Source organism: Nocardia neocaledoniensis (assembly GCF_029868625.1).
Lineage (GTDB): Bacteria > Actinomycetota > Actinomycetes > Mycobacteriales > Mycobacteriaceae > Nocardia > Nocardia neocaledoniensis_A.
Window position 1 is genome coordinate 1 of sequence record NZ_JARWOJ010000039.1, and the last position, 6,257, is coordinate 6,257.

Below are 6,257 nucleotides of genomic sequence, written 5' to 3' on the forward strand. Positions count from 1 at the left end.
ATCCTGCCCGGGCAGGTCCGCGCCGAGGACGAACCCGACCTCGACCTCCACCCGCGGCAACAGGTATTTCGAGGTGTCGACGGGGACGTCTTCGAAGACTTCCATCTCGGCGAGCAGGTGACCGTAGTCGGGCTCGTCCACGCCCATCATCTGCTGCATCGCCTTCGACGACAGACCCACCTTGTGCCCGACCACCTTGGCACCGGCCTTCAGCCGACGCTGGATGTTGAGCAGCTGGATCTCGTAGGCGTCGACCACATCGATATCGGGGTACCGGTCGATCAGCGGCGCCACAGCGACGCGCTTCTCCTCGGCATCGGCCAGTTCATCGGCGAGTTGAGTTCGTACCGCGTCGGGCAGCACGCGGACCTCCTTGGCAGCACGGTCGATAGGGGTGGGCCACGCTCCCAGCGAAACTGGAACCGTGTCCAGTCGAGCCTCGCAGCGCAGCCCGGCAGATGTGCTGGCGCGCGCGGCGAAGCCCGAAGTTCCGGACGTCAAAACTGTAACCGGTTGCGCATGTCTGCGTCAGCCGTTCACCTGACCATACAACGCGACCGAAGGTGATTTCTATAACACGTTCCAGTATGTGGCGAAGAAACGCCGAGTCCACTGGAACAAGTTCCAGTTTGGACTGTCAAACCGCCAAACCCTTCTATAACGTGTTGCATATGACAGATCGGGAATACGATGTGGTGGTCGTCGGTAGCGGCGCCGCAGGGATGACGGCCGCCCTCGCAGCGGCTCACAACGGACTGAGCGTCGTGCTGTTGGAGAAGGCCGCCCACTACGGCGGCTCCACCGCCCGATCCGGCGGCGGCGTCTGGATTCCGGGTAACAAGGCATTGAAGGCCTCGGGACGGCCCGACGATCGCGAGGACGCCCGCACCTACCTGCACAGCATCATCGGCGACGTGGTGCCCGCGGAGAAGATCGACACCTACCTCGATCGCGGGGCCGAGGCGTTCGACTTCGTCCTGGACCACACCCCGCTGAAGATGAAGTGGGTTCCCGGCTACTCCGACTACTACCCCGAAGCACCCGGCGGCCTCGGCGAGGGCCGTTCGTGCGAACCGACGCCGTTCAACGGCAAGATCCTCGGCGCGGAACTGGCCAACCTGGAACCCCCGTACGCCAAGGCGCCGCTGAACGTGGTCGTCATGCAGGCCGACTTCGTGCGGCTCAACCTGATCAAGCGCCACCCGAAGGGCATGATGCGCGCGCTGCGCGTCGGCGCGCGCACCTACCTGGCCAAGTTCACCGGGAAGCACCTGCTCGGCATGGGCCAGGCGATCATCGCCGCCATGCGCAAGGGTCTGCTCGACGCGGGCGTGCCGGTGTTGCTGAACACCCCGCTCACCGATCTGGTGGTCACCGACGGCCGGGTCACCGGCGTCAAGGCCACGGTGGACGGCGAGCCGGTCACCTTCACCGCGCGCTACGGCGTGGTCCTCGGCAGCGGCGGCTTCGAGCACAACGCCGACATGCGCGCCAAGTACCAGCGACAGCCGATAACCACTGAGTGGACAACCGGTGCCGCGGCCAACACCGGAGATGGCATCGTCGCCGGTATGGCAGCGGGCGCGACGGTCGGGTTCATGGAGGACGCGTGGTGGGGTCCGACCATCTTCAAGGGCGGCAAGCCCTGGTTCGCGCTGGCCGAACGCAACCTGCCCGGCACCATCATGGTCAACGATCGCGGTGAGCGGTTCGGCAACGAATCGGCGCCGTACGTCGAGGCCGTGCACACCATGTACGGCGGCGAGTACGGACAGGGCGCCGGACCTGGCGAGAACATCCCGGCCTGGCTGGTGTTCGACCAGCGCTACCGCAACCGCTACATCTTCGCGGGCCTGCAGCCGGGTCAGCGGTTCCCCTCGCGATGGCTGGAGAACGACTACATCGTCAAGGCCGACAGCATCGAGGAGCTGGCCGAGCGGATCGGCGTGCCGGCCGAGAACCTGGCCGCGACGGTCACCCGGTTCAACGGCTTCGCCGCCACCGGCAAGGACGAGGACTACGGCCGCGGCAACAGCCACTACGACCGCTACTACGGCGACCCGACCGTGAAGCCCAACCCGTGCCTGGCCGAGATCTCGCAGGGCCCGTTCTACGCGGCCAAGATGGTCCCCGGCGACCTCGGCACCAAGGGCGGGCTGGTCACCGACACCGCCGGACGTGTGCTGCGCGAAGACGACTCGGTGATCGACGGCCTCTACGCCGCGGGCAATACCAGCGCCCCGGTCATGGGCCACACCTACGCGGGCCCCGGCGCCACCATCGGCCCCGCGATCACCTTCGCCTACCTCGCGGTCCTCGACATCGCCGCGAAGAAGACTGCCGACTCGTCCCAGGCGACCACATGACCGTCAGTCCCTTGATCACCATCGGCTATCTCGCCGTGCTCGACGTCTCCGCGAACGGGTCGGCGAACGAGACAGGAGAAGAACACCGTGCCCATTGATCTGGCCACCGCGCTCGGCGCGACGCTGCCCGCGCGCGAGTTCAGCTGGACGCCCACCGATGTGCAGCTCTACCACCTCGGTCTCGGCGCGGGCGCGCGGCAGACCGACCCGGTCGAGCTGAGCTACCTCGACGACACCGCGCCGCAGGTGCTGCCGACCTTCGCCACGGTGGCGCCGACCCTCGGTGAGACCGAGCCGCCGAAGGTGAGCTTCCCCGGCATCGAGATCGACCTGGCCAAGGTCGTGCACGGACACCAGGAAGTGGTGGTGCACAAGCCGATTCCCGCGAGCGGCAAGGCGACGAGCACCGGCCGCATCAGCGAGATCTGGGACAAGGGCACCAACGCGGTGATCGTGCAGGAGCACACCGTCGTCGGCTCCGACGGCGAGCCGCTGTGGACGGTGCGCTCCTCGATCTTCGCCAGGGGCGAGGGCGGTTTCGGTGGCGAGCGCGGGCCCAGCGCCAAGGCCACGTTGCCGGAGCGCGCCCCCGACGGGGAGATCCTGACCCCCACGCTGCCGCAGCAGGCCCTGCTCTACCGCCTCTGCGGTGACCGCAACCCGCTGCACTCCGATCCCGAATTCGCCAAGGGCGCGGGCTTTCCCGCGCCGATCCTGCACGGCCTGTGCACCTACGGCGTGGCGTGCAAGGCGATCACCGACGAGCTGCTCGACGGTGACGCGAGCCGGGTCGCCGGGTTCAGGGCCAAGTTCGCCGGCGTGCTGTACCCGGGCGAGACGCTGCGGATCAAGGTGTGGCGCGAGGGCGACGAGCTGATCGGCGCCGTCACCGTGGTCGAGCGCGAGGACGCGCCCGTCCTCGGCGAGGTGGCGCTGCGCATCGCCTGAGCCGAGTATCCGATCTGCCCGCCGGTCATCGCGACCGGCGGGCATCGTCGTCTCGGGTCAGTCCGCGGGTGCCTCCGCGGCGGTGGCCGACCGGTCCGCCAACCCGCCGACCAGGAGCGCGTAGATCAGCACGATCAACACCGGCGCGGCCAGCGGCGCCCACACCAGTTCCACCGGCACGAGGGCGGCGGTGGCGGCGGCGATGCTGAACAGGACCGCGCCACCGACCGACGGAATCGTCGTCGGCACAACACCTTCCGGCGCGTGCAGCACCGCGGCATTGAGCAGGTAGGTCGTCGCCACCAGGCCGGTCGCCGCGGCGGCGATCACCCCCACGTCGGAGAACGCCAGTGCCCCGATCGCCACCAGCACCGCGCCGACGGCGGCGGGGCGCCACCACCAGCTGACGACCACGAGCGCCAGTGCGGCCACCCCCGCGAACGGATTGATCAGCGCGACCGCGGCGACCAGCAGCAGGCCGGCGAGCAGGGCGAGGAATCTGGTCATCGCCGCACCCGCACCGTCCGGCGGTGTTGCGGCAGCAACCGCATGGCCTGGTCGAGCCTGGTCTCGGCGGGCCAGGCGATGATGTCGACGCCGACCGAACCCATGTCGCGATACATCGACGCGCGCTCGAGCTGCCACATCCTGGCCATCGTCGGGTCGAGTCCGTCCTCGAACGGGGTACCGCGCAGGACATCGACCGCCACCACCACGTGCCCGCGTTTGCGCAGGTCGATCAGGGCCAGCGCGAACTGGGTGTCGAGCAGGGTGGAGAAGGCGACCACGATCGCGCCGATCGGCACCGCCGCGTGCGGGGCCAGGGTGCCGGTCGTGGGGACGTGCTCGTCGCCGACGCCGAGCACGGTGTCGACGATCCGGTAGAACTGCCTGCGGCCGATGTCGGGGCGCAGCCAGCGCGGCGAATCACCCAGGCAGACAACAGCGGTGCGGTCACCGGCCTGCAGCGTGGACTGCACCACCTGCGCCGCGCCGCGCACCGACAACTCCAGCGACGCGGTGGCCGGACCTGGCGCCTGCTGGGAGGTGTCGACCAGCACGACCACGTCGGCGGACCGATTGGTGAAGCGTTCGGTGACGTAGAGCCTGCCGCGACGCGCGCTCACCGGCCAGTTCACGGTGCGCAGCTGATCGCCGGGCGCGAAGGCGCGGATGTCGGCGTATTCGACGCCGGGACCGTGCTTACGGGTGAGATGGGTACCGATCCGGTCGGGAAGTTCGGTGCGCGGCATACGCATTCGCTGCGGATCGGCGATCGGGTACACGTACAGCTTGGCGGCGGGCAGCTCGGCCGTGGCGACCGCGAGCCCCGCCGGGCTCAGCGCGGACACCTTGACCTGCACGGGATATCGGCCCCAACGCGTCGCCGAGAGGCCGAGCCGCATGCCCGCGGGCGCCGTGCCGGAATCGTGCGCCTCCTCGACCTCGATGTCGAGCCCGGTCAGCGGCACCGCGGTCATCCGCAGCAGCGCATGCCCCCGTTCCACGAACGCGACCGCGTTGCAGCCGACGACCTCACCTTCGAAGCAGCGCACCGTGCCGCTGCCGTCGACTTGGATCCTGGTCGGGTTCTGCTGCCACGGCGCGGTGACCAGCACCCCGAGCATCGGCGCGGCGAAGACCACGAGCTGCCACTGCCCCCGCAGGACCGCGACGACCAGCGCGACCGCCGCGCATCCGGCCAGGATGAACACCAGCGGTGCCGGTCGCCACCGCAGGTCGACCTCGACGGTCCTGGATTCGTCGCGGTGCTTCATGTGCTGGTGGCGCGGGGCACCGGTAGACGGCGTAGCAGCTCGGTGATGACGTCCTCACCGCGAATCCGGCGCACCCACATCTCGGGGCGCAGCGTGATGCGGTGCGACATGGCGGGCACCGCGAGCGCCTTGACGTCCTCCGGGATCACGTAGTCGCGTCCGAGCAGCAGCGCGCGAGCCCGCGACATCTGCACCAGATCGAGCTCGGCGCGCGGGCTGGCGCCGACCTCCACCTGCGGGTGACTGCGGGTCGCGGAGGCCAGCGCCACCACGTAGTTCACGACATCGGGATGCACGGTGACGAATTCGACCGACTGGCGCATCTCCATCAGCCCCTGCGCGTCGACGACCTGTCCGACCTGCGGCGGGGTCGCCCCGCGCTCGAGCCTGCGCCGGATCATCTGCGTCTCGTCCAGTTCGGAGAGGTAGCCGAGGCGCAGCTGGATGGCGAACCGGTCGAGCTGGGCTTCCGGCAGCGGGTAGGTGCCCTCGTACTCGATCGGGTTGTCGGTGGCCAGGACGATGAAAGGCTGTGGCAGCAGGAAGGTTTCGCCGTCGATGCTCACCTGTCCCTCGGCCATGGCCTCCAGCAGCGCGGCCTGGGTCTTGGGCGGGGTGCGGTTGATCTCGTCGGCGAGCAGCACATTCGTGAAAACCGGACCGCGACGGAAGTTGAACCGACCCGACGACATGTCGTAGATCGTCGAGCCGAGCAGGTCGGCGGGCAGTAAGTCGGGTGTGAACTGCACGCGGGTGAAGTCGAGGCCGAGCGCGGCGGCGAAGGACCGCGCGATCAGCGTCTTCCCGAGACCGGGCAGGTCCTCGATGAGGATGTGTCCTCCGGACAGGACGGCGATCATGATGAGCTGCATCTCATCTCGCTTGCCGACCACGACCCGGCCCAGCTCACGCAGCACGGCGTCGGAGCGCTGGACGGTCACGTTCAACGGCATGGTCATCGGTGGCCTCTAACCCCTCACATCGTCTGCAATCGGCGCAGGATCTCATCCAGCGCCGCCCTACCCGGTGCGCGGCCGCCCAGGTGGCCCCGAGCCCCGGTAGCCGGGGGGACCCCGCGCCCCAAATAAGGGACCCAAAGGAGTTTTTGGGCGGGGGCCCGGGGGGGGCCCGGGGGTGGGGGCCCCCCGCCCCGGGGGCGGGAGTA

6 protein-coding genes are annotated in these 6,257 nt (G+C 69.1%); 2 read left to right on the forward strand and 4 right to left on the reverse strand.

All coding sequences use genetic code 11. The features are described 5' to 3' along the window. The coding region (locus tag QH270_RS01815; RefSeq protein WP_432420275.1) for a 2-keto-4-pentenoate hydratase at positions 1-363 on the reverse strand (363 nt) is incomplete at its 3' end. A 308-nt stretch (positions 364-671) separates the two neighbouring features. Between QH270_RS01815 and kstD the strand changes: the two genes are divergently transcribed. Further along, complete coding sequence (gene kstD / locus QH270_RS01820; RefSeq protein ID WP_280338586.1) at positions 672-2,366, forward strand: 3-oxosteroid 1-dehydrogenase; 1,695 nt, start codon at positions 672-674, stop codon at positions 2,364-2,366. Between the two features lie 87 nt (positions 2,367-2,453). Beyond that, entirely contained in the window at positions 2,454-3,314 is an 861-nt protein-coding gene (locus QH270_RS01825) for a MaoC/PaaZ C-terminal domain-containing protein (RefSeq protein ID WP_280338587.1), read from the forward strand. A gap of 57 nt (positions 3,315-3,371) precedes the next feature. On the opposite strand, the gene QH270_RS01830 is transcribed toward QH270_RS01825, so the two are convergent. Genes QH270_RS01830 through QH270_RS01840 form a run of 3 tightly spaced genes read right to left on the reverse strand, consistent with a single transcriptional unit; the run spans position 3,372 to position 6,051 of the window. After that, positions 3,372-3,821 (reverse strand): hypothetical protein, encoded by a 450-nt coding sequence (locus QH270_RS01830; protein ID WP_280338588.1) that lies wholly within the window; start codon positions 3,819-3,821, stop codon positions 3,372-3,374. Continuing rightward, positions 3,818-5,092 (reverse strand): DUF58 domain-containing protein, encoded by a 1,275-nt coding sequence (locus QH270_RS01835; protein ID WP_280338589.1) that lies wholly within the window; start codon positions 5,090-5,092, stop codon positions 3,818-3,820. Before QH270_RS01835 ends, QH270_RS01830 begins: the two co-directional genes overlap by 4 nt. Then, entirely contained in the window at positions 5,089-6,051 is a 963-nt protein-coding gene (locus QH270_RS01840) for an AAA family ATPase (RefSeq protein ID WP_280338590.1), read from the reverse strand. Before QH270_RS01840 ends, QH270_RS01835 begins: the two co-directional genes overlap by 4 nt. Positions 6,052-6,257: the final 206 nt, after the last annotated feature.

Bases quoted from the DNA above. Each gene is read 5' to 3' on its own strand.
- kstD (WP_280338586.1), top strand. From the start codon at position 672: ATGACAGATCGGGAATACGATGTGGTGGTCGTCGGTAGCGGCGCCGCA.
- QH270_RS01830 (WP_280338588.1), bottom strand. From the start codon at position 3,821: ATGACCAGATTCCTCGCCCTGCTCGCCGGCCTGCTGCTGGTCGCCGCG.
- QH270_RS01835 (WP_280338589.1), bottom strand. From the start codon at position 5,092: ATGAAGCACCGCGACGAATCCAGGACCGTCGAGGTCGACCTGCGGTGG.
- QH270_RS01840 (WP_280338590.1), bottom strand. From the start codon at position 6,051: ATGACCATGCCGTTGAACGTGACCGTCCAGCGCTCCGACGCCGTGCTG.